Raw genomic sequence first — 21,158 nt, 5'->3', positions numbered from 1 at the left:
GTGTCGTACCGGACGGTGCTTCCTGGCCGCGCAGGTCACGGCGGCGCGGCCAGGGCCGCGGGCTCGTCGGGGGCCAGGCCGGATTCGGCCGCGGCGATTCGCTGTCCGCGTATCCGGGCCTGTTTCGGCATGTTCCAGCCGAGTACGCCGGTGACCTCACCCGCGCGGTGGTATTCGGCGACGAACCGGCCCGCCGTCGGATCACCGTCCACAATGGATACTTTTGCGTCGGCCGGAAGTGCCCCGTACACGTGGATCCTGGTGCCGAACTGCTCGGTCCAGAAGTACGACAGCGGGCGGCCGGGGCGTTCGATATCGAGGATGGCGTCCGCGGCGGCCCCGGCCTGTTCGGTGGCGTTGGTGCGGTTCTCCAGCCTGCGGGTGACGCCGGAGCGCTCGTCGCGCACGCGGGCGACGTCGCCGACCGCGTAAACGCCTTCGGCTGCCCGGCACCGCAGATCGCAGACGACCCCGTCGTCGAGGGTGAGCCCGCTGCCCGCCAGCCATTCCGTCACCGGGTCGGCGCCGATCGCCACCACCACGACGTCCGCGGGCAGCAGTTCGCCGCTGTCCGTCCGTACCCCGGTGACCCGGCCGTCCGCTCCGACGAGGCCCGCGACGCCGGTGCCGAGACGCAACCGGACACCGTTCTCGTTGTGCAGCAGGGCAAGCAGCTTGGCCGCGGCGGGACCGAGTTGGCCGAGCATCGGGGCGGACTGTGGCCCGGCGACCGTGACGTCCACACCCATTCCACGCGCGGTCGCGGCGATCTCGGCACCCAGCACGCCCTCGCCGACGACCACCAGCCTGGACGCCGTCAGCAGGTCCGTTCGCAGGGCCATCGCGTCGTCCAGGGTCCGCAGGCTGTGCACCCCGGCCAGCGCGGACTGCCCGGGCAGCATCCGGGGGCGCAGGCCGGTCGCGATGACGACCGCGTCGCCGCGCAGGACCCGGCCGGAGGAGGTGTGCACGGTGCGCGCCACGGCATCCAGTCGTGCGGCCGGATCGCCGAGCACGAACTCGGCGTCCGTTGTGGACAGAGCTTCCGGCGATCGCAGGTGGCACCGGATCGGTTCCCAGGCACCGGAGAGCACCTGCTTGGACAGCGGCGGACGATCATAGGGCGGGTGTGTCTCGGCGCCGATCACCGTCAGTTCGCCACGGTAGCCCTTGCGCCGCAAGGCTTCCGCCGTTCCGAGTCCGGCCGCACCCGCACCGGCCACCACGATGTGCGCGGGTGTGTTCACCTGCGGTCACCCAGCTCGATCGCGGTCCCGGCGCAGACCTCGGCGGGCTCCCGCCGGCCGCACACCTCCGGAGCGATCAGCACGCACTGGCCAGCGCGACAGCACCTGTCCTCGTCGACGGTGATCTTCATCGGCTCTCCTCCACTCGGACGGTCGGATCGTTGCGCGGCAACGGATTCGGACACGGTCCGTCAGGGGCCCGGGGTGACCGGGGCCAGCCACAGCCCGGTGATGCCGTCTATGACGCCGGTCGCGGCCTGCTGCCAGGTCTGCCGGGGCGTGCTGCCGCCGTCGGCGAGCGCGCGCTCCCGCGCAGCGAGGGGTCGGTCATCACCTGCGTGCCGAAGCGGGCGAACCAGGTGGGGCTGCCCAGTTCGGCGAGATGCTCGGCGCTGGGCCGCTCCAGGCGGGCCACCGGAGTCCCGGACGTTCTCGCTGTGCAGGATCTCGGCCAGCATCCGGCCGCGCACCTGCTCGATCCGCTCGGTGCGCCTGCGCACGATGGCGCGAACCAGGTCCGCCCTGGTCCCGAAGTGGTAGCCGACAGCGGCGTTGTTGCCCTGCCTGGCTTCCTCGCTGACCTGCCGGTTGGACACCGCGAACACGCCGTGCTCGACGTAGAGCCGTTCCACCGCGACGACGATCGCGTCCCGTGTGGAGCCTGCCCGCTCGGCCCGTGCCGTCCTGCCCGTCACGGTCACCACCGCACCGGGACTTCGCGCAGGCCGCCCACGGCGAGCCCGTCGACGCGGTTCAGCTCTTGCACACCGACCGCGAGTTCCAGGGTGGGCACGCGGCGCAACAACACCTCCAGCACGACCTGCAGCTCGGTGCGGGCAAGGGCCTGCCCGACGCACGAGTGGGCGCCGACGCCGAAGGCCAGGTGCGAGTTGGGACTGCGGCCGAGGTCGAGGCGGTCGGCGTCGCGGAAGGCCGTCTCGTCCCGGTTGGCGGCGGCCATGCTGCACACGGCGGTGGTACCGGAAGGCAGCACCGTTCCGGCGATCTCGACCTCCTCGCCGAGGAAGCGCGGCATCCCGAAGCCGGGATTGGCGTCGAAGCGCAGGACCTCTTCCACGGCCGAGCGGACCAGCGTCCGGTCGGCAAGCAGCCGCTCCCAGTGGCGGCGGTCCGACAGCAGCATCGCCATCATCTTGCCGATCATGTTGGCGGTGGTCTCGTGTCCGGCGACGAGCAGACCTTGCCCGGTGGCGATCAGCGTCGCGTCGGAGAGACTGTCACCGGCCGCATCGGTGCCGGTGATCAGGGCACTGAGCAGGTCCTCGCCGGGGTCGGCGCGCTTGGCCGCCACGTGGCCGGCCATGTACTCGACGAACCGCTGCTGTGCCGCGTCGATCTCCTGCTGCCCGTAGCGGGTCAGGTTGAGCAGGGTGTCGGACCAGTAGGCGAAGGAGTCCCGGTCGGCGGCGGGCACGCCGAGCAGGTCGCAGATGACCCACACCGGCAGCGGGAATCCCAGTGCCGCCTTCAGATCCGCGGGGGCGTCCCCGGCGAGCATGTCGTCCAGCAGCCGGTCGGCCATCGCCTCGATGTCCGGGCGCAGCGCGTTCATCCGCTTGACGGTGAACCACTTGCTGATCATCCGCCGCCACCGCAGGTGCGCCTCGCCGGTCTGCGGGATGGACAGCGCCATGTCGCTGTTGAAGACCCCGCCGGACTCGTTGTCCGCGATGCGGGCGGCTTCGGCGTTGTGCACGGGCCGGGTGAATCGCGGGTCGGCCAGGATGCGCCGGACGTCCTCGTAGCGGGTGAGCAGGGTGGCCCCGTCTCCGCTGGGCAGGGTCACCGGCGCGACCGGACAGCCCCGGCGCAGCCGGGCCCATTCCGGGGGCGGTTCCAGCGCGTCGGTGGTGGGAATCGGGTAGTTCAGCACCTGTCCGATGTCGCCGTCCCGCACCGCGCCTCCTCCACGACCGCCTGCCAGTTCGTCACCAGTTAACCGAACCCGAGAATTTAAGTCAATCAGTTGATTTAAATCGTCCGGTCTGCCCGTTCTCCCCGAAGACGGACCTACCCGGAGGGACCTAGGAGGGTCGGCGTTTCCACCCGGGGCGGGGCCGCCACGTTCCGTCCGCGGGTAACTCGGTTGTCCCGGCCGGTCGCGGACGAATACCGTCGGCGCATGCGTACGACCATGCGCCAGGACCTGACGACGGCGCTCAAGGCCCGCGACCGCGTCGCCGTCGCCGCGCTCCGCTCGGCACTCGCCGCGATCGAGAACGCCGAGGCTCCCCCGGCGGAGACCGCGGACCGGTCAGGCGAGGGCGGGCACGTCGCGGGAGCGTCGGCGGGCGTGGGTTCCACGGAGGTGGAACGCCTGCCACTCACCGAGAGCGAGCTGCGCGCCGTCGTCGAGGCGGAGGTGCGTGAACGATCGGCAGCCGCGGCGGAGTACACCCGGCTCGGCCAGGCCGACGCCGCCGAACGCCTGCGCGCCGAAGCCGAGGTGCTGAACCGGTATCTGCACCCGGTGCCGTAACGGCTCGGCGGTACCTCTTCGCCCCGCCAGCATCGCGCCATGGCCGTCGAACTGTTCGCGGGAATCTCCGTCAGCGACTGCGCGGCGGCGCTGTCCTGGTACGAGAAATTGTTCGGCTCACCGCCGTCGTTCTTCCCTAACGAAAGGGAAGCCGTGTGGGACGTCGGTGCGCATCGGTGGATCTACATCGAACTGCGAGCGGAGCACGCGGGCCACGCGCTGAACACCCTTCTCGTCGACGGTCTGGACACCCGCGTCGCGGCGATCGGCGAGCGGGGCCTGGAACCCGCCGGCAGACAGACGTACTCGAACGGCGTCCGCAAGATCACCTATGTCGATCCGGACGGCAACGAGATCGGCTTCGGTGGCGGCCCCACTCCGACATCGGACGGGCCGGACGGGCAGACACGAAACGGTGCCTGCCCGTCCGGCACCTTGGGACGTCAGGCAAGCAGGGCCGCGGAACGCGCCGACACCAGCTCACCGACGGACGCGTTGCCCGCCACCTCGATACTCGGCACGTGCACGGAACTGACCACGCCGCCGATCGCCGGGGCGCCCATTCCGGTCATGGCGGCCTGCGCCATCTGCGCGAACGCCGCGCCGACGTCACCCACTCCGCGATCGATCAGACCGGACCGCACATCCAACGTTTCCGCGTTCGCGTTGACCGTACTGCTGATTGACATCGATCTCTCCCTTGCTGGTCGATCCATGCCGCCCGGACACGGACGGATCACCAACACTGAGGCGAATTCGAACGTCGCACATCAGCAATTTGACTGGTCGAATTTCGCGAGCACCTACGTTTCAGCGGAATTTTATCGATGATTTATTTTTTCGCTTTTTTTGAGCAGAATCGTTCGCGATCCGCGTGATCAAAGGCATGGCTCGGCGACACCGATCCGGCCCAGACACCCGCGATCCAAGATCATTCCTGCTCACGCAAATGAAGCGCGAAGAGGAGCGCGGCTGCGACGCTCATGGTCACCGCGAGAAGCCGAGCACGCCGAACCTGGCGCAGCGTCACCCGCTCGTAGTCGGCCACCGGCCCAGCGTCCACCCCGCATGACGGGGCCAACAAGCCGTTACCCGCCAGCTCCTGATGGCCACCCCCCTTCGCGGAGCGCGGGACGGAGGGCGCGCCGGCACCACGGTCTACGGTCGCGTGCAGGCAGCAGCTCGGGCGAGGGTGTTCACAGCCGAGATCGCCGGGCCGCCCGCGAACGTCCGTACGAACTTGCGGCACGCCACGGTGTCCACGTGCTCGACAGCGGCGACATGAGTGGGCCACAGTCTCGCCGTCTTGCTACGTGTTTACGCGAAGCACCTGGCCGATGGGGAGCAAGCGATCCACGAACGAGTCGAACACGGACCACGACACCGGTAGCCGTGGGCACCCACTGGACACGCCTCGCCGTGATCGGCCCCGACGGGGACCAGAGACAACCACACAGAACAAGATCGGCCCGGTGGCCTGTTTGTGCAGGTCACCGGGCCGATCTGCCTGGTGTGGCGAGTGAGGGATTCGAACCCCCGAAGGCTGAGCCGTCTGATTTACAGTCAGATCCCTTTGGCCGCTCGGGCAACTCGCCGTGGCCGGACGAACCGGCCGCTGAGAAGAATACCGAACGCCGTCGCGCCACGGCCAACGGGTATGCACCGGGGTGCCGGAGCACGGCGGAGCCGGTCCGGGCAGGTGGCGGGGCTAGGGTTGCGAAGGAAACGAACGATGCGAGTGCGAGGTGTGAGGACACGTGGCTGACCCCTCTTTCGACGTGGTGAGCAAGGTCGACCGCCAGGAGGTCGACAACGCGCTGAACCAGGCGGGCAAGGAACTCTCCACCCGTTTCGACTTCCGCGGTACCGGAACCAAGATCGACTGGGCCGGCGAGGAAGGCATCACGATCGAGTCGGAGACCGAGGAACGTGCTCTGGCCGCCGTCGAGGTCTTCAAGGAGAAGCTGATCAAGCGCGGCATCTCGATGAAGGCGTTCGAGGCCGAGGAGCCCGCGATCTCCGGCAAGATCTACAAGGTCAACGGCAAGATCATCCAGGGCATCGCCGCCGACAAGGCGAAGCAGATCGCCAAGTACATCCGCGACGAGGGCCCGAAGGGCGTGCAGGCGCAGATCCAGGGCGACCAGTTGCGCGTGTCGGGCAAGAAGAAGGACCACCTGCAGGACGTCATCAGCCTACTCAAGGGCAAGGACTTCGAGGTCGCCCTGCAGTTCGACAACTACCGGTAGCGACGTTCGTCCGCGGGCACCCGGTTCATCGGTGCCCGTGGACGTTCCGCCGGCACGCCCCGGGTTCCCGCTCGACGGAATAACGGAAGTCCTTGGCACACAAGGACAGTGAGTCCCCGGCGAGCCCGACCCCCTCAGCGCGGTGACGACGCCGCCGCGAGGATGCGCTCCACCTGAGGTTCCGGCGCGCCGATGTTGTCGATGACCAGCCGGTCGCCCTCCCACGGTTCGTACTCCCGCTCGACCACCTGCTGCCAGCTCGGCACCGGCAGCACCGGTAGATCCGTCTCACGCGCCTCGACACGGCGGCGGTGCAACGCCGTGTCCGAACAGGTCACCTCGACGAACAGCAGCGGTACGCCCTTCGCGGCGGCGATCCGCCGCCAACCCTCCCGTGCCTCGGCGACCGGGTTGACGGCGTCGGCGACCACGGCGACGCCCGCGTCGAGGCAGCTTCCCGCGAGCCTGCCGGTGACCAGGTACCCGGCGGCGCCCACGCCTGCGGGGCCGGCCGCGAGACCGGCCTCGATCAGACCCGCCTCCGCGGCGTCGACGCGCAGATACGCGGCGGGCAGCCGGCGGGCGACCAACCGGGCGAGCGTCGACTTGCCGGTACCTGGCAGTCCGGCGAACGCGATCAGCATGCGAACAGCCCATCACATTCGGCCTTGTGGCCGTACCTACCCGGCAGTAGTGTCTCGGCTCACACCCCACCCCTCAATGGCGAGGAGCACAGATGCGCCGGTTCCCTGTCGTCCTGGCTTCCCTCGTCACCGGCCTGGTGACCTTCACCGCGCCCGCGACGGCGGCACCGGAACAGCCCGAGCTCCCCGTCGTCTACAACGCGCTCGCCGCCATCTCGCACGCGACGCTCAACCCGGGCGCCGCGCCGCCGGGAGCCAACGACTGGTCCTGCGAACCGTCCGAGGAACACCCGAATCCGGTGGTACTGGTGCACGGCACCCTCGCCAACATGACGGTCAACTGGCACACCCTCGCGCCGCTGCTGAAGAACAACGGGTACTGCGTGTTCGCCCTGAACTTCGGCCAGGAGCAGGGCGCGCTGCGGGTCGGTTTCCCCGGCGCCTACCCGCCCGGCGGCACCGGGCCGGTGGAGGGCTCGGCCGCCGAACTCGACGCCTTCGTCGACCGCGTCCTCGAGGAGACCGATGCCGAGGAGGTGGACATCGTCGGCCATTCGCAGGGCGGCATGATGCCGCGGCACTACCTGAAGAACCTCGGCGGCGCGGACGAGGTCGGCAAGCTGATCGGACTTTCGCCGTCCAACCACGGGACGACGGTGCTGGGCCTGGCCACCCTGCCCGGCGCGGCCGACCTGCTCGGCCTGACGCTCGGTGACGCACTCCGCCAGCAGATCCGGGGCTCCGAGTTCCTGACCGGCCTGAACGAGGGCGGGGACACGGTGCCGGGCGTCGAGTACACCGTCATCCAGGGCCGCTACGACGAGGTCGTCACCCCGTACACCTCGTCCTATTTGGACGGTCCGGACGTGGACAACATCGTGCTCCAGGACGACTGCGGTCTCGACCTGTCCGACCATCTGGCCGTGGCCTTCAGCAGCCGCGCCCTGCGGTACGTGCTCAACGCTCTCGATCCCGAGGACGCCGTCACCCCGCCGTGCCGCCCGGTGCTGCCGGGGGTCGGGGGCTGACACCGCCGAGGCCCAGCCGGTGCGTTCCCGCGCGCACGGACGCCCTGACCGCCTCCACGGTGGCGTCGACGTCCAGCCCGGACGTGTCGATCGCGTGCGGTTCGAGCTCGCCGAGCGCGGCGAACTGGGCGTGCATCAGCCGTACCGGTTCCGGATCGGTGAGCGTCCGCCCGCCACGCGGATCGCGGGCCACCGCCCTGGCGACGGCGGTCTCCTCGTCCGGCCGCAGCACCACGTAGTGCAGCGCGACGGTGCCGCCGGAGAACGCCTCCCGGAAGGCGTCGAGGAACCACGGCCCCACGATGCCGTCGCACACCACGAGGTAGCCGCCGCTCGCGTAGCGCAGGGCGGCACCCGCGAGTACGTCCAGCACGACGGCGTTCTGCGCGTGCGCCTCCGGCAGGTACGGCGGCACGGCACCGCCGCGGATGAAGTGCCAGAAGTCGTCGGCGTGCAGATGGACGCCGTGCTCGGCGGCTCCGGCGAGCACGCCCGCCACGGTCGTCTTGCCCGCGCCGGGAGATCCCGTCAGCACGATGACCTCGGCTGTCGTCACCGCTGCCCCCTCCGTTGCTCCGTCCGGCGCAACAACACCTCGCCCGGTGCCGGATTACCAACTATTCTCCGTCTCGGTCACAACCTGGCACACGGTCCGAACGCCGGATCGCCCGCCGTACGGAAGGTGCAGGATGCGTCGTCGTCTCGCAATCGGACTCGGACTGGTGGTCGCCATGATCGCCACGGTGACCGCGGTCGTCGTCCCGGCCTCGGCGGCCGAACGGCAGCTCCTGGACACCGGCATGGGTTCCTATCCGCGGCTGGTCCGCCTCGAACACTCCGGGAACGCCCGCGACGGACGCATCATCGCGTCCACCACGAGCCAGGACGAGCAGGGCATGTTCACCCCGATCTACGAGAGCACCGACGAGGGCGAGAGCTTCGACAAGATCGGCGAGATCCGCGATTCCGAGGGGCCCGCGGGCATGTGCTGCGGCACCCTCTACGAGGTACCGCAGCAGGTCGGTGACATGGAACCGGGCACGCTGCTGTGGGCGGCGAGCTACGGGCAGCACGCGGGCGACGCCAGGCGTATCGGCATCAAGATCTGGTCCAGCGACAACGGCGGGCGCACCTGGTCGTTCCTCTCCGAGGCGGCCCGCTCGCACAACAAGGACGGCATCTGGGAGCCGGAGTTCTCCGTCGACGCCAACGGCACGATGTGGATGGGCTACGCAGACGAGACCGAGGCGCCGCAGTACGGCCAGGTGCTGAACCGGATCTCCTCGACCGACGGCGTCAACTGGTCGCCGAAGGAACGCACCATGGCCATCGGACCGGACCGGGTGCGCCCTGGCATGCCGATCGTCCGCAAACTCCCGGACGGCCGCTACTACATGTCCTACGAGATCTGCAACTACGGTGACCGCTTCTGCGACGCCTACTACAAGATCTCGCCGGACGGCGCGTCCTGGGGCGATCCCGCAGATCCCGGCACCCGGGTGCAGACTGAGCAGGGCAACCACTTCCAGCACGCGCACACGATCACCCTGTTCCCCGGGGGCGCCAACGGCACCCGGATCCTGCAGGTCGGCCAGATCTACGTCGACGCCGCGGGCAACCCGCTGCCGGGCAACGGGCAGACCCTGCTGGCGAACGACAACTTCGGCGACGGCGCCTGGTACGAGGTCCCCGCCCCGGTGCAGGTGAACAACCCGTACGACGACTACTGCCCGAACTACAGCTCGACGCTGCTGCCGGTGGACGACGGCGAGAACGTGCTGCAGGTCGCCGCCGACTACGACGCCGACGGCGTCTGCAAGTCGTTCTTCGGCAAGGGCCCCGCCTCCTGAACGGCTCCGGCTACGCTGCCGGAATGACCGGGGCGAGGAGGAGCCGATGAAGGGGATCGTGCTGGCCGGGGGCAGTGGCACGCGCCTGCACCCGATCACCCAGGCGGTGTCGAAGCAACTGCTGCCGGTGTACGACAAGCCGATGATCTACTACCCGATCTCGGTGCTGATGCTGGCCGGGATCCGCGAGATCCTGATCATCTCCACGCCCGCCGACCTGCCGAACTTCCGCAGGCTGCTCGGCGACGGAAGCCAGTTCGGGCTCGACTTCAGCTACGCCGAGCAACCCAGTCCGAACGGTCTGGCCGAGGCGTTCGTCATCGGTGCCGACTTCATCGCCGACGAGGACGTGGCCCTCGTGCTCGGTGACAACATCTTCTACGGCCAGGGTTTCTCCAGCAGCCTGCAGGCCGAGGTGTCCACTTTGGACGGATGCGTGCTGTTCGGGTACCCGGTGAAGGACCCGCAGCGATACGGCGTCGGCGAAGTAGACGGCGAAGGGAAGCTGCTCTCGATCGAGGAGAAGCCCGCCGTTCCACGGTCCAACAAGGCGATCACCGGGCTCTACTTCTACGACAACTCCGTCGTCGGCATCGCCGGTTCCCTGCGCCCCTCGCCGCGCGGGGAACTCGAGATCACCGATGTGAACATGACCTACCTGCGGCAGGGCAGGGCCCGGCTGGTGAATCTGAGCCGGGGGTTCGCCTGGCTGGACACCGGAACCCACGACTCGCTACTGGAGGCCGGACAGTTCGTTCAGGTGCTCGAACACCGCACCGGCGTCCGGATCGCCTGTCTGGAGGAAGTGGCGCTGCGGATGGGTTTCATCTCCGCGGACGAGTGTTACGCGCTCGGCAGCAAGCTGGCGAAGTCCGGCTACGGCGACTACGTCATGGGCGTCGCCGAGGCCGCGGGCGCCTCGGCCTGAACCGGCGCGCCGTCAGCGGCGAGCCATCTCCTCGAGCCTGCGGATCCGGTCGGCCATCGGCGGATGGGTGGAGAACAGCCGGGACAGCTTCTCCCCCGGACGGAACGGGTTCGCGATCATCAAGTGCGACTGGGAGACGACCTTCGGCTCCGGCGCGAGCGGTGCCGCCGCGGTACCCGACTCCAGTTTCCGCAGCGCGGACGCCAGAGCCAGCGGGTCACCGGTCAGCTCCGCACCGGAGGCATCCGCCTGGTACTCCCGTGACCGGCTGACGCCCATCTTCACGATCCCCGCGGCGATCGGCCCGAGGAACACCAGCAGCAGCGAGACCAGCGGGTTGCCGCCACGGTTCCCGCCGAACACCAGCGCGATGTTCGCCACCACGCTGACCACACTGGCCAGCGCCCCCGCTACACAGGAGATCAGGATGTCCCGGTTGTACACATGGGACAGTTCGTGCCCGAGAACGGCGCGGAGTTCCCGATCGTCGAGCAGTTCCAGGATTCCGGTGGTGCAACAGACCGCCGCGTGCCGCGGGCTGCGGCCGGTGGCGAAGGCGTTCGGTGCGTGCGTGGGGCTGATGTAGAGCCGCGGCATCGGCTGCCGCGCCACCGTCGCGAGCTCGCGCACCGTCCGGTACATCGCGGGCTGCTCGGCCTCGGAGACGGCACGGGCGCGCATCGCCTTGAGCGCCAGCTTGTCGGAGTTGAAATAGGCGTAGGCGTTCACCGCCAGCGCGACCACCAAGCCGACGACGATGGCGCCCCGGCCGAAGATCGCACTGATACCGACGATGATGGCGCTGAGCAGGCCCAGCAGCAGCACGGTCCTGAGTCCGTTCTGGTGCTTGTGCACGTGCCCGTGTCCCCCGTTCCGTCGTCTGCCGCGCTTTGCTGACCCAATCGCAGCAACGACCGGGCTCGATCCGAAGTTCCTTCGCGATCCTCGTCCCGACGACCGGCCCGCACAACTCCCGGCGGTGCACAGCGGGCCGGTTCCACGTTAAAGTCCGACACGCAATCATGCGGACGAGTGAGCCGCACACGGAACCGGTGCACGGAAAGCCGGTGAGCGGACGACTGAGGCGGACCCAATGCGTCGACCAGCCAGGAAGACCCGGACGCTGCTCGTCGGTGCGGTCACGGCGGCCGCGCTCGCCTTCCCGGTGGCGGCGGCCGCCGGCTCGACCGACCGTGCCGATCCGGTCACCGTTGGCGTCGGCGACCGGCCGGTCGCGCTCGCGGTGAACTCCGCCACCGGCACGCTCTACGTCGGCAACTCCACCGGCACGGTGTCCGTTGTGGACGTCGCCACGAACACCGTCACCGGCACCATCCCGGTCAGCGACTCACTGGCGGGTCTCGCGGTGAACAGCACCACGAACAAGGTCTACGTGAGCGACGCCGCGGCGGGCACGGTGTTCGTCGTGGACGGTGCGAGCGGCACGGTCACCGGCACCGTCGAGGCGACGCCCGGGGTCGCCTCGCTGGACGTCGACGAGAAAGCCAACAAGGTCTACGGCGCCAGTAACACCGACGGCGCGGTCGCCGTGCTCGACGGGGCGAGCGACACACTGGCCACGACCGTCGCGGGCAAGGGTGCCCCGCTGACCGACGTGAGCGTCGACGACGAACGCGGAACGGCCTACCTGACCAGCGTCAGTACCGCGACGCTCGAGGTGCTCGACCCCGCGGCGGGTGAGTTCGTGGCGAGCGTGCCCGTCGGCAAGGGCCCGTCCGGGGTGAGCGTGCACGAGGCCAGCAACACCGTCTACGTCGCGAACGCCGGCATCCACCACCTCTCCGTCGTCGACGGCGCCACCCGCGCCGAGCGGGCCACGGTGGTGCTGCGCAGCGCCGGTTCCTCGGCGGCCGTGCACCAGGCGGGCAACACCGTGTACAGCAACGGCGGGCCCAGCGGCGTCGTCGAGGTGGACGGGGCCAGCGGCACCGTCAGCGGCGAACTGACGCTGGGGATAAACCCCGGCGAGGTGGCCGTCGACCAGCGCACGCAGGTCGTCTACGTGGCCGATCCCTTGCGCGACAACGTCACCGCCATCAGCGGCATGTGACGCCCGGCGAGCTGGCGCCGCTCCGGAGATACGTCCGCCACCTCCCGCCCCCACCGTGTCGGGCGGCACGGCACCCCGTGTCGCGCGCTACGGCACCCCGTGTCGGGCGGTACGGCACGTTGTGTCGGGCGGTACGGCACCCCGTGTCGCGCGCTACGGCACGTTGAGGGACCTCGCCGGGTTTCCCCTGCCGAGGCCCGGGGTCAGTGGCGGGCGCGGCGCTTGTCGACGCGCTGGTAGCTCCAGATCAGCAGGCCCCAGATGATGAAACCGGACAGGATCAGGCTGGATCCGGCGCTCCACCCGCCGAACGGCAGGTCGGGGTTCAGGCCCCAGACGATGCCGGCCGCGACGAGCGCGAGACCCGCGAGGACGGAACCCGCGATGCGCAGCTGGGACGCGACGCTGTCCTCGGCCGCCTTCATCGCGCGATCCCGCACCGGGTCGACATAGCGCTCCAACGCCGGAAACTCCGACGCGAGCACGACCAGCCCGGCGAGTACGAGCAGCAGCCCCGGGCCGGGAAGGACCAGCAGGGCGATGCCGATCGCCAGAAGCACGGCGCCGACCACCGCCACGGTGACGCGCTTGACCGGGTTGCCGGTGGCCATCGAGTCCTCCTCCGTCACGCTGACCGCGGACCGGGCCGATTCTGCCCGGTAACCGCCGCGACCGCCCGCCGGACACGCGCCGCGTAGCAACCGCGGGACGCGTCCGGCGTGGGCACCCGTGCAGTTCAGCGACGGAGGGGATCAGGGCCGGGGGCCGACCTCGGTGCCGCTCTCGTCGACGACGGTGATGGCCAGTGCCGGACACGAGTCGGCGACGTCGAGCAGCTCCTCGTCCGGCGCCATCTCCCGCTGCACGGGTTCGGCGACCTCACCGTCCAGCCGGAACGCGTCCGGCATCGTCCCCGCGCACATTCCCGAGCCGATACACGTTCCCGCGTCGACGTCGACCTTCCAGCTCACCGACAATCACCATCCAACCGGCATCTTCCGCAAACCTCGGACCAGCATCTCACTCTTCCACTCCGGTTCGCCCGCCAGATACAGACCGGGCAGGCGGGTGAACAGCGCCCGCAGGGCCTCCTGGAGTTCGAGCCGGGCTAGTGGGGCGCCGAGGCAGTGGTGGACGCCGTGGCCGAACCCCATGTGCGAGTTGGACGTGCGCCGGAAGTCGAGTTCGTCGGCGTCGGCGAAGCGGGCGTCGTCGCGGTTCGCCGAGCCGATGGCCACCACGACGGGTTCGCCCTCCCGCACGAGCACGTCGCCGACCAGCACGTCCTCGACGGCGTAGCGGGGGAAGCCGCCGCCGGTGCCGAGCGGGACGAAGCGCAGCAGTTCCTCGACGGCGCCGGGGATCAGTTCCGGATCGGCCCGCAGTTCGGCCACGCGGTCCGGATGTGCGAGCAGGACGTGCACGAAGTTGGGGATCTGGGTGGCGGTGGTCTCGTGACCGGCGACGAGCACGCCGATGCACAGGTCGACGAGTTCGGTTTCGGAGAGCTTGTCCTCGTCGTCGCGGGCCTGGATGAGGGCGGTCATCAGATCGTCGGCGGGGTCCTTCCGGCGCAGGGCGATCAGTCCGGACATGTACTCGCGGAGTTCGCGCCGGTTGCGTTCGAACTCGGCGGCGGTAAGCGAGCTGGTGGACAGCGCCGCGTCGCTCCAGGCGCGGAACAGCACCCGGTCCTCCGGCGGCACACCGAGCAGCTCGCAGATGACCTGGACGGGCAACGGCAGCGCGAACGCGTCCACCAGGTCGACGGGCGGACCGGCGGCGAGCATGTCGTCGATGAGCCCGGCGGTGATCTCCTGGACGCGGGGACGCAGGCGTTCGACCCTTCGGACGGTGAACGCCTTGGCCACCAGCACCCGCAGCCTGGTGTGGTCGGGCGGATCCATGGACAGGATGCCGGAGCCGGTCTGCCCCTCGCGGGCCCTCGGCTCGTCCCGGCCGACCGACATGGCGCGACTGAACCGCTTGTCCCCCAGCACGAAGCGCACGTCCTCGTAGCGGGTCGCCAGCCAGGCGGGCTCGCCGAACGGGAGCTGGACGCGGATCATCCCGGCCGTCTCGCGGGCCGCCCGGTAGGCGGGGTCGAGCGCGAGGCCGTCGGAACGGTTGAACGGGTAGGGCTGGGCGTCGAGATCCGTGGTGGTCATCGGGTTTCCCCTCGTGAGCGGCATCGTCGGGCGCGAGCAGGCGTTGTAAGCACCTGCTGACAACGCTACGGACGACGAAGCGCACCGTCAACGTTCGCGTGCTCTGCGTGACGAATGCGTCGAATCGGATCTTTGTCCGGCTCGTGGTGCCGAGCCCGGTGACCGGTCCTCGCTCAGTCCCCGGTACCGCTCAGCAGGGCACGCACGGCGTCGAGGACCAGCGTCGAGGCCGCACCGGTGCCCGCGCTCGCGAGTGCGCCGTCCGGCCGGATCTGCCGGGCCAGCGCCAGGCCGAGCATCCACGCCAGCACCAGTTCCGCGCGCAACGTGGCGTCCGGGGCGTCGGTGGAGGCGGCCAGCGCCTCGCGCAACGGCCGCGCCACCTCCCGCTCCAGCACCTCCGCCGCGACCCCGCGCTGCGGGCCGCTCAACGCCAGCAACAGCAGGTTCCCGCCCTGCCCCGGCCGTTCGCCCGCCCCGAACATCTGCCGCAGCAGGCCCGTCAGCAGCTCGTCCGGATCGGCCTCCGCCAGCAGCGCCCGCCCCGGCGCGGTCAGCACGGCTCCGAGCAGTTCCTCCTTGGAGCCGAAGTACCGGAACACCAGCGCCTGGTTGACCTCCGCGAGGGCCGCGATCTCCCGCACCGACGTGCGGTCGAACCCGCGAGTGGTGAACAGTTCCGTCGCCGCCGCGAGCAGGGCCTCCCTGGTCGCGGCCGAGTCCCGCTTCCGGCCTGCCGGACGGTCGGTCATCGGGCGCCTCCGCTCGCGGACGGGTCGTGGTCGCGACAGGACACCATGACCGCATCCTCGCCCGGACGCGGGGCCACGGCGACCCGGCGGGACGACCGCGTGCCGGAACCGGCGTCCGGCAGCGCAGGGGCGGCCGTGCCGGGAAACCTGGCAGGCAGCCCTTTCCCGTGGTCGTAACGGTTTCGCGGCGGCGGACGGACGCGGGACCTCCGCTACTTGCGCAGCTCCATCGTGCAGCACTTGGGGCCGCCGCCGGCCTTGCGCAACTCCGCGATGTCGACGTACACCGGCTCGTACCCGCGCGCGGCCAGCCGGTCGCCGAGTTCGGTCGCCTCGACGGGCAGGACGACGTTGCGGCCGTCGGAGACGCCGTTGACGCCCAGGCACGAGGCGTCGCCCTCGTCGGCGAGCACGGCGTCCGGGAACATCCGGCGCAGCACCCGCCGGGTACCCGGCGAGAACGCCTCCGGGTAGTAGCAGACCTGCGCGGGCGTGGAGTCGGTCTCCTCGGCGAGCACGAAGAGCGCGGTGTCCAGGTGGTAGTAGCGGGGATCGGTCAGCCGCAGCGAGACGACCGGGACCCCGAGCGACTCCTGCGCCTCGGCGTGCGCCTCGGGGTCGGTGCGGAAGCCGGTGCCCGCCAGCAGCACCCGGCCGGTCCAGGCGAAGTCGCCCTCCGCCTCGTTGATCTTGGTGGGCATCCGCAGATCACGGTAGCCCTGCTCGACGAACCAGCGGCGGAAGTGCTCGGCCTCGGCGGCGCGTTCCGGCGCCCGGAACTTCGAGCCGAGGACCCGCCCGTCGATGACGGTGCCGGAATTCGCGGCGAACACCATGTCCGGCAGACCGGGTTCGGGGGTGATCTCGTGCACGGTGTGGCCGAGCCTGCGGTAGGTGTCCCGCAGTTCCTCCCACTGGGTCATGGCGAGAGCGGTGTCGACGGGTTTCGTCGGGTCCATCCACGGATTGATCACGTAGCTGACCTCGAAGAACCGAGGCGGGCACATGAGGTATCGACGAGTGGTGGGCACACGGACCTGGCCCAGGGGCACGGCTGACGTCATGGATCGAATGTATGGCCCCCGCCGATGCACGATCAATTGATCTCCCTTGCGGATACACGTGTTAAACATTGCTTGTGAACACCATCGACCAGCGAATCGTTTCGTGCCTGGTGGCCAACGCCAGGTCCAGCTACGCGGAGATCGGCAACGTCGTCGGCCTGTCCGCGCCCGCGGTGAAGCGACGGGTCGACCGGCTGCTCGAGTCCGGTGTCCTGCGCGGGTTCACCGCGGTCGTCGATCCGGAGGCCCTCGGCTGGGGAACCGAGGCGTTCGTGGAGGTGCACTGCCACGGCAACGTCGCTCCGGCGCGGATACTCGCCCGGCTCGAACCCCTGCCCGAGGTGGTCGCCGCCTACACCGTCTCCGGTGCCGCCGACGCCATCGTGCATCTGCGCGCCGCCGACATCCACCACCTGGAAACGGCGCTGGAACGCTTGCGCGGCCTGGAGATCATCGACCGGACGGTATCGACGGTCGTGCTGTCCACGCTACTCGAACGGCCGCCGACGCCGGAGCACTGAGCCCGAACACCCGGCGGTCCCGCCGCCCTCGCGGCTCCGGTGGGAGACTGCCGCGCATGAGCACCCGCATCGACTCCCGGCGCACCGGCGGCGTGGCCGTGGTGACCATCGACGCCCCGGACCGGCGCAACTCGCTGACGCTGGACCTGTCCGCCCAGCTCGCCGCGGCCGTTGCCGAGGCCGAGCGGGACGAGTCCGTGCACGCGCTGGTGGTCACCGGCACCCCACCCGCGTTCTGCGCCGGCGCGGACCTGACCGCGCTCGGCGACGCGGGCAAGGACGAGGGCCTGCGCGCGATCTACGAGGGCTTCCTGTCCGTCGCCCGATGCTCGCTGCCGACGATCGCGGCCGTCGGCGGTGCCGCGGTCGGGGCGGGGCTGAACCTGGCGCTCGCCGCGGACGTGCGGCTGGCCGGGCCCGGCGCCCGCTTCGATGCCCGCTTCCTGCAACTCGGCATCCACCCCGGTGGTGGGATGACGTGGATGCTCCAGCGGGCCGTCGGACAACAGCGGGCCACCGCGATGACGCTGTTCGGCGAGATCCTGGACGCCCCCGCCGCCGTGTCGGCCGGACTGGCCCTGCGCCTGGTCGAGGGCGACCACGCGAGGCTGGTGGACGCGGCGGTGGAGCTCGCGGGTCCGGCCGTTGAGGCGCCGAGGGAGCTGGTGCGCACCGTCAAGCGGACGATGGCGACCACCCGGACGCTGACCGCGCACGAGGCGGCCGTCGAGGAGGAACTGGTGCCGCAGGTCGCCTCCATCTCCTCACCGGAGTTCGCCAGGCGGCTGGCCGCGATGCGGCAGCGGATCGGCGGTGACCGAGCAGCAGACGGTGAGTCGCGCGCGGTAGGGAATGATTCAGACTGACAGGGAGACACGGGTCACGTCCGACCTGGAAAATTTACCCGTTACCATGAGTTACAGATACATTCGCCACACTGCTTCGCAACCGGCATGAACCAGGGCTAGCCTCGTAGGTAGCACGGCGCACGCCCACCACCGTGCCGGTAGCGAGACAACCGGCCGGGAGAGAGGGAATCCCTGACCCATGAGTGACGCCACGACGTCCGCCACGGACGCCACCAACGGCAACGGTGCCTTGTCGGCGGCTCGCCCCACCGAGGTCAGCAAGCTCGACCGCGTGGTGATCCGGTTCGCCGGCGACTCCGGTGACGGCATGCAGTTGACGGGCGACAGGTTCACCTCGGAGGCGGCCGCCTTCGGCAACGACCTCTCCACGATGCCCAACTTCCCGGCCGAGATCCGCGCCCCCCAGGGCACCATCCCCGGCGTCTCGTCCTTCCAGGTGCACTTCGCCGACTACGACATCCTCACCCCCGGCGACCGGCCGGACGTCCTGGTCGCGATGAACCCGGCGGCGCTGAAGGCCAATCTGGGCGACGTACCGCAGGGCGGCACCGTCATTCTCAACGTCGACGACTTCTCCAAGCGCAACCTGACCAAGGTCGGTTACGCGGCCGACCCCAGGGAGTCGGGCGAGCTGGAGTCGTTCCAGGTGCACGAGGTGGCGATGTCGGCGCTCACCCAGGGCGCGCTCGCCGACACCGGCCTCGGCAAGAAGGACGCCGACCGGTGCAAGAACATGTTCGCGCTCGGCCTGCTGTCCTGGATGTACCACCGGCCGACCGAGGGCACCGAACGCTTCCTGCGGGAGAAGTTCGCCAAGAAGCCCGACATCGCCGAGGCGAACATCCTGGCCTTCCGCGCGGGCTGGTACTACGGCGAGACCACCGAGTCGTTCGCGACGACGTTCGAGGTGGCCCCGGCCAAGCTCGCCGAGGGCACCTACCGGCAGATCACCGGCAACGCCGCGCTGGCCTACGGGATCGTCGCCGCCGGGCAGCAGTCCGGCCTGCCGATCCTGCTCGGCACGTATCCGATCACCCCGGCCTCCGACGTGCTGCACGAGCTGTCCAAGCACAAGAACTTCGGCATCACCACGTTCCAGGCAGAGGACGAGATCGCCGGTATCGGCGCGGCACTGGGCGCCGCGTACGGCGGGGCGCTGGGCGTCACGTCCACGTCCGGGCCCGGTGTGGCGCTGAAGTCCGAGACGATCGGGCTCGCGGTGATGACGGAGCTGCCGCTGCTGGTGATCGACGTGCAGCGCGGCGGGCCGTCCACCGGCCTGCCCACCAAGACCGAGCAGGCCGACCTGCTCCAGGCGATGTTCGGCCGCAACGGCGAATCACCGGTGCCGATCGTCGCGCCGTGCACGCCCGCGGACTGCTTCGACGCCGCGCTGGAGGCCACCCGGATCGCGCTGACCTACCGCACGCCGGTGATGCTGCTGTCCGACGGCGCGATCGCCAACGGCTCGGAGCCGTGGCTCATCCCGGACGTCGAGACGCTGCCGGACCTGCGGGTGGAGTTCGCCACCGAACCCAACGCCGACGACGAATCCGGCGAATTCTGGCCCTATGTAAGGGATCCCGAGACGCTGGCCCGTCCGTGGGCGGTACCCGGCACCCCCGGGTTGCAGCACCGGATCGGCGGACTGGAGAAGGCCGACCGCACCGGCCACATCTCCTACGACCCCGAGAACCACGAGAAGATGACCCGGCTGCGGCAGGCGAAGATCGACGGCATCGACGTACCGGACCTGGTCGTCGACGATCCCAGCGGCGAGGCGAAGGTGCTCGCGCTCGGCTGGGGCAGTTCGTACGGCCCGATCGGCGCCGCCTGCCGCCGCGTACGCAAGCTGGGAATGCCGATCGCCCAGGCACACCTTCGTCACCTCAACCCGTTTCCGGCGAACCTCGGCGAGGTACTCGCGGCGTACGACACCGTGGTGGTGCCCGAGATGAACCTCGGCCAGCTCGCCCTGTTGCTGCGGGCGAAGTATCTGGTCGACGTGCACAGCCACACCAAGGTCGCGGGCATGGCGTTCAAGGCCGAGGAGCTGCAAGACCTGTTCCGCGACATCATCACCGGCACGATCTCCGGTAAGAAGGGCGGCGACAAATGACCGCGACCGAACTGGGCCTGCCCACGCTCGGCGGACTCGACGGCGTCCCCACCACCGACGAGCCGCAGAAGGCCAAGGACTACAAGTCCGACCAGGAAGTGCGCTGGTGTCCCGGCTGCGGCGACTACATCGTGCTCAACACCATGCAGTCGTTCCTGCCCCAGCTCGGGCTGAAGCGGGAGAACATCGTGTTCGTGTCCGGGATCGGCTGCTCCAGCCGGTTCCCGTACTACATGAACACCTACGGCATGCACTCGATCCACGGCCGCGCCCCGGCGATCGCCACCGGACTGGCCACCGCCCGCGAGGACCTGTCGGTCTGGGTGGTCACCGGTGACGGTGACGCGCTCTCCATCGGCGGCAACCACCTGATCCACGCGCTGCGCCGCAACGTCAACATCAAGATCCTGCTGTTCAACAACCGGATCTACGGGCTGACCAAGGGCCAGTACTCGCCGACCTCGGACCAGGGCATGGTCACCAAGTCGACCCCGATGGGCTCGGTGGACACACCGTTCAACCCGGTGTCGCTGGCGATCGGTGCCGAGGCCTCGTTCGTCGGCCGGGCGATGGACAGCGACAAGAAGGGCCTCACCGAGGTGCTCACCGCCGCCGCCGCGCACCGCGGCTCGGCGCTGGTGGAGATCTACCAGAACTGCCCGATCTTCAACGACGGCGCGTTCGACGTGTTGAAGGACTCCGACGAGGCCGCACGGCGGATCATCCCGCTCACCCCCGGCGCGCCGATCGTGTTCGGCCCGGAAGGCGAGTTCGCCGTCACCCGGAGCAGGTGGGGCGGCGTCGAGGTGGCGAAGACCAGCGACCTCGCCGAGGACGACATCCTCGTGCACGATCCGTCGATCGAGGACACCGCCTACGCCTTCGCGCTGTCCCGCCTCGGCGACCAGAGCCTTTCGCACACTCCGACCGGCATCCTGCGGCAGGTCAGCAGGCCCACCTACGACGACCAGGCCCGCGCACAGGTCGCCGAGGCGACCGCGGCGAAACCCGCCGATCTCAAGGCGCTGTTGCGCGGCAAGGACACCTGGACGGTCGCCTGACCCACGACGTGCACGGCCCCGGCGGAATCGTGTTCCCGCCGGGGCCGCGCGGCGCCGTCCGGGCCCGCGTTTGACGAAGCGGCCGGT

General features: G+C 69.9%; 22 protein-coding genes, 1 tRNA gene and 1 pseudogene. 11 read left to right on the top strand and 13 right to left on the bottom strand.

Annotation, left to right across the window (positions count from 1 at the left end):
* Positions 1–35: 35 nt before the first annotated feature.
* From CFN78_RS00905 to CFN78_RS00890, 4 genes and pseudogenes are all read right to left on the bottom strand, one after another.
* Positions 36–1,247 (bottom strand): NAD(P)/FAD-dependent oxidoreductase, encoded by a 1,212-nt coding sequence (locus CFN78_RS00905; protein WP_094860597.1) that lies wholly within the window; start codon positions 1,245–1,247, stop codon positions 36–38.
* Complete coding sequence (locus tag CFN78_RS30030) at positions 1,244–1,378, bottom strand: ferredoxin (RefSeq protein ID WP_276307313.1); 135 nt, start codon at positions 1,376–1,378, stop codon at positions 1,244–1,246. The genes CFN78_RS00905 and CFN78_RS30030 overlap by 4 nt, the downstream gene beginning before the upstream one ends.
* A 60-nt stretch (positions 1,379–1,438) precedes the next feature.
* Positions 1,439–1,942: pseudogene (locus CFN78_RS00895) on the bottom strand (TetR/AcrR family transcriptional regulator).
* Positions 1,943–1,944: 2 nt separating this feature from the next.
* On the bottom strand, positions 1,945–3,165 hold the full coding sequence (locus tag CFN78_RS00890) for a cytochrome P450 (RefSeq protein ID WP_094860596.1): 1,221 nt from the start codon (positions 3,163–3,165) through the stop codon (positions 1,945–1,947).
* A gap of 225 nt (positions 3,166–3,390) precedes the next feature.
* On the opposite strand from CFN78_RS00890, the gene CFN78_RS00885 reads away from it, so the two are divergent.
* Positions 3,391–3,747, top strand: a complete 357-nt coding sequence (locus CFN78_RS00885; protein ID WP_094860595.1) for a GatB/YqeY domain-containing protein — start codon at positions 3,391–3,393, stop codon at positions 3,745–3,747.
* 39 nt (positions 3,748–3,786) lie between these two features.
* Entirely contained in the window at positions 3,787–4,578 is a 792-nt protein-coding gene (locus tag CFN78_RS29670; RefSeq protein WP_240519183.1) for a VOC family protein, read from the top strand.
* 682 nt (positions 4,579–5,260) lie between these two features.
* Here the strand turns inward: CFN78_RS29670 and CFN78_RS00875 are convergent.
* Positions 5,261–5,342, bottom strand: a tRNA-Tyr gene (locus CFN78_RS00875).
* Between the two features lie 162 nt (positions 5,343–5,504).
* Between CFN78_RS00875 and CFN78_RS00870 the strand changes: the two genes are divergently transcribed.
* Positions 5,505–5,996, top strand: a complete 492-nt coding sequence (locus CFN78_RS00870) for a YajQ family cyclic di-GMP-binding protein (RefSeq protein ID WP_094860594.1) — start codon at positions 5,505–5,507, stop codon at positions 5,994–5,996.
* A gap of 134 nt (positions 5,997–6,130) precedes the next feature.
* Here the strand turns inward: CFN78_RS00870 and CFN78_RS00865 are convergent, their stop codons facing one another.
* On the bottom strand, positions 6,131–6,640 hold the full coding sequence (locus CFN78_RS00865; RefSeq protein ID WP_094860593.1) for a P-loop nucleotide/nucleoside kinase family protein: 510 nt from the start codon (positions 6,638–6,640) through the stop codon (positions 6,131–6,133).
* A 92-nt stretch (positions 6,641–6,732) separates the two neighbouring features.
* Here CFN78_RS00865 and CFN78_RS00860 point away from each other — a divergent pair, with 92 nt between their 5' ends.
* The gene (locus CFN78_RS00860; RefSeq protein ID WP_094860592.1) at positions 6,733–7,668 is read left to right on the top strand and encodes an esterase/lipase family protein; all 936 of its coding nucleotides are present in this window, start codon (positions 6,733–6,735) and stop codon (positions 7,666–7,668) included.
* Here the strand turns inward: CFN78_RS00860 and CFN78_RS00855 are convergent.
* Positions 7,625–8,224: an AAA family ATPase gene (locus CFN78_RS00855; protein WP_094860591.1), complete on the bottom strand. Its 600-nt coding sequence runs from the start codon at positions 8,222–8,224 to the stop codon at positions 7,625–7,627. The genes CFN78_RS00860 and CFN78_RS00855 overlap by 44 nt on opposite strands.
* Before the next feature lie 133 nt (positions 8,225–8,357).
* Here CFN78_RS00855 and CFN78_RS00850 point away from each other — a divergent pair, with 133 nt between their 5' ends.
* Together CFN78_RS00850 and rfbA are read left to right on the top strand one after the other, a co-directional pair.
* A complete protein-coding gene (locus tag CFN78_RS00850) occupies positions 8,358–9,518 on the top strand; it encodes a sialidase family protein (RefSeq protein WP_094860590.1) in 1,161 nt (386 codons plus the stop codon).
* Positions 9,519–9,564: 46 nt separating this feature from the next.
* Positions 9,565–10,446 carry a glucose-1-phosphate thymidylyltransferase RfbA gene (gene rfbA / locus CFN78_RS00845; protein ID WP_094860589.1) on the top strand — a complete coding sequence of 294 codons (882 nt, stop codon included), beginning with the start codon at positions 9,565–9,567 and terminating at the stop codon, positions 10,444–10,446.
* A gap of 12 nt (positions 10,447–10,458) precedes the next feature.
* Here rfbA and htpX read toward each other — a convergent pair whose 3' ends face one another.
* The gene (gene htpX, locus CFN78_RS00840) at positions 10,459–11,301 is read right to left on the bottom strand and encodes a zinc metalloprotease HtpX (RefSeq protein ID WP_094860588.1); all 843 of its coding nucleotides are present in this window, start codon (positions 11,299–11,301) and stop codon (positions 10,459–10,461) included.
* A 238-nt stretch (positions 11,302–11,539) separates the two neighbouring features.
* Here htpX and CFN78_RS00835 point away from each other — a divergent pair, with 238 nt between their 5' ends.
* Positions 11,540–12,517, top strand: a complete 978-nt coding sequence (locus tag CFN78_RS00835) for a YncE family protein (RefSeq protein ID WP_094860587.1) — start codon at positions 11,540–11,542, stop codon at positions 12,515–12,517.
* Between the two features lie 203 nt (positions 12,518–12,720).
* Here the strand turns inward: CFN78_RS00835 and CFN78_RS00830 are convergent, their stop codons facing one another.
* The 5 genes from CFN78_RS00830 to ddaH all read right to left on the bottom strand — a co-directional run bounded on the left by CFN78_RS00830 (position 12,721) and on the right by ddaH (position 16,501).
* Positions 12,721–13,128: a PGPGW domain-containing protein gene (locus CFN78_RS00830; protein WP_094861038.1), complete on the bottom strand. Its 408-nt coding sequence runs from the start codon at positions 13,126–13,128 to the stop codon at positions 12,721–12,723.
* A gap of 141 nt (positions 13,129–13,269) precedes the next feature.
* Positions 13,270–13,488: a ferredoxin gene (locus CFN78_RS00825; protein WP_094861037.1), complete on the bottom strand. Its 219-nt coding sequence runs from the start codon at positions 13,486–13,488 to the stop codon at positions 13,270–13,272.
* Positions 13,489–13,494: 6 nt separating this feature from the next.
* Positions 13,495–14,685: a cytochrome P450 gene (locus tag CFN78_RS00820; protein WP_094860586.1), complete on the bottom strand. Its 1,191-nt coding sequence runs from the start codon at positions 14,683–14,685 to the stop codon at positions 13,495–13,497.
* 173 nt (positions 14,686–14,858) lie between these two features.
* Positions 14,859–15,437: a TetR/AcrR family transcriptional regulator gene (locus CFN78_RS00815; RefSeq protein WP_094860585.1), complete on the bottom strand. Its 579-nt coding sequence runs from the start codon at positions 15,435–15,437 to the stop codon at positions 14,859–14,861.
* A gap of 212 nt (positions 15,438–15,649) precedes the next feature.
* Complete coding sequence (gene ddaH / locus CFN78_RS00810) at positions 15,650–16,501, bottom strand: dimethylargininase (RefSeq protein WP_338065502.1); 852 nt, start codon at positions 16,499–16,501, stop codon at positions 15,650–15,652.
* A gap of 74 nt (positions 16,502–16,575) precedes the next feature.
* On the opposite strand from ddaH, the gene CFN78_RS00805 reads away from it, so the two are divergent.
* The 4 genes from CFN78_RS00805 to CFN78_RS00790 all read left to right on the top strand — a co-directional run bounded on the left by CFN78_RS00805 (position 16,576) and on the right by CFN78_RS00790 (position 21,071).
* A complete protein-coding gene (locus CFN78_RS00805) occupies positions 16,576–17,022 on the top strand; it encodes an Lrp/AsnC family transcriptional regulator (RefSeq protein WP_094860583.1) in 447 nt (148 codons plus the stop codon).
* 56 nt (positions 17,023–17,078) lie between these two features.
* Positions 17,079–17,888: an enoyl-CoA hydratase gene (locus tag CFN78_RS00800; RefSeq protein ID WP_094860582.1), complete on the top strand. Its 810-nt coding sequence runs from the start codon at positions 17,079–17,081 to the stop codon at positions 17,886–17,888.
* Between the two features lie 181 nt (positions 17,889–18,069).
* Positions 18,070–20,010, top strand: a complete 1,941-nt coding sequence (locus tag CFN78_RS00795) for a 2-oxoacid:acceptor oxidoreductase subunit alpha (protein WP_094860581.1) — start codon at positions 18,070–18,072, stop codon at positions 20,008–20,010.
* Complete coding sequence (locus tag CFN78_RS00790) at positions 20,007–21,071, top strand: 2-oxoacid:ferredoxin oxidoreductase subunit beta (RefSeq protein ID WP_094860580.1); 1,065 nt, start codon at positions 20,007–20,009, stop codon at positions 21,069–21,071. The genes CFN78_RS00795 and CFN78_RS00790 overlap by 4 nt, the downstream gene beginning before the upstream one ends.
* Positions 21,072–21,158: the final 87 nt, after the last annotated feature.

Origin of the sequence: Amycolatopsis antarctica, from assembly GCF_002262875.1 — a bacterium.
Taxonomy (GTDB): domain Bacteria; phylum Actinomycetota; class Actinomycetes; order Mycobacteriales; family Pseudonocardiaceae; genus Amycolatopsis; species Amycolatopsis antarctica.
This window is presented reverse-complemented; position numbering and strand designations above follow the sequence as displayed.